Annotated in this window: 1 protein-coding gene; it reads left to right on the top strand. The window is 66.3% G+C overall.

The annotated features are described in order from the left end of the window. Window positions 1–237: 237 nt before the first annotated feature. On the top strand, window positions 238–1,428 hold the full coding sequence (locus ACIBBH_RS42500) for an IS110 family transposase (protein ID WP_399414364.1): 1,191 nt from the start codon (window positions 238–240) through the stop codon (window positions 1,426–1,428). Window positions 1,429–1,446 lie beyond the last annotated feature (18 nt).

Raw genomic sequence — 1,446 nt, 5'->3', positions numbered from 1 at the left:
TCACCAGTCCCTACCTTGTTGATCGGGCTGAGCGAGCCATTCGTAGGGTTGGCTCACCCAGGGGTGCCGGGTGTGGCTTTCACCAGTCTGTCGTTGTCGTGGCTTCTGACGATTCGCCGCCCGGTGCCCCACGACGACTCGGCTGCTCATTAGGAATTGCGGCACTGATCGCTCAGTAGGGACTCGACAGCGAGGTCGTCAGTGGTACTTGTACGAACACGACCTGCGGAGTGGCAAGTGACAGCGATCTGGGCCGGTATCGACGCCGGGAAGACTCACCACCACTGTGTGGTGATCGACGACACCGGCAAGCGGCTGCTGTCCCGGCGCGTCGCCAATGACGAGAACGACCTGTTCAAGCTGCTCGGAGACGTTCTCGACCTGGGCGACGAAGCGACGTGGGGCATCGACCTGGCGGACGGTGGAGCCGCTCTGGTCATCGCGGTCTTGCTCAACCACGGCCAGCAGCTTCTCTACATCCCAGGACGGGCAGTCAACCGGGCCTCCGAGGGCTACCGGGGCGACGGCAAGACCGACGCCAAGGATGCGGCGGTCATCGCCGATCAGGCCCGGATCCGGCGCGACCTCACGCCCTTGCGGTCCGGCGACGAGCTGCTGTCCGAGCTGAAGGTCCTCACCCGCCACCGCCGCGATCTCAGCGACGACCGCACCCGGACCGTTAACCGGCTCCGCGGCCACCTCACCGAGATCTTCCCCGGCCTGGAACGCGAACTGGACCTGGGCAACATCGGCCCCCTGGTGCTGCTGACCGGCTACCAGACCCCGGCCGCCATCCGCCGCACCGGCCGACGACGCCTGGCCACCTGGCTGCGCAACCGCAAGGTCCGCAGCGCCGACGAACTCGCCGCCAAGGCAGTCCAGGCGGCCGAAGGACAGCACACTGCTGTCCCCGGCGAGGACATGACCGCCCATGTCGTGCACTCCCTGGCCAGGGAGGTGATGGCCCTCAACGAGAAGATCGCGGAGACCGACAAGCTCATCGAGGGCCGCTTTCGCCGCCACCGCAACGCGGAAGTGATCACGAGCATGCCCGGCATCGGCGTCCTGCTGGGCGCCGAGTTCCTGGCCGCCACCGGTGGAGACATGGATGCCTTCGCCAGTCCGGACCGGCTGGCCGCCTTCGCCGGCGTCTCTCCTGTGCCTCGTGACTCCGGGAAGGTGAGCGGCAACCTGCACCGTCCCACCCGCTACAACCGACGCCTTCAACGTGTCTTCTACACGTCCGCGTTGATCAGCATCCGCTGCTGTGACGAATCCCGCCGCTTCTACGACCGCAAGCGTGCCGAAGGGAAACGACACGCCCAGGCCGTCATGGCCCTTGCCCGCCGCCGCGTCAATGTTCTGTGGGCTCTCTTGCGTGACGGACGGTGCTACAGCCCAATACCGCCCGTCACACTGGCCGCTTGACATCTCCATTAGGAATCG

Source organism: Streptomyces sp. NPDC051636, assembly GCF_044453765.1.
Taxonomy (GTDB): Bacteria; Actinomycetota; Actinomycetes; order Streptomycetales; family Streptomycetaceae; genus Streptomyces.
This window is presented reverse-complemented; position numbering and strand designations above follow the sequence as displayed.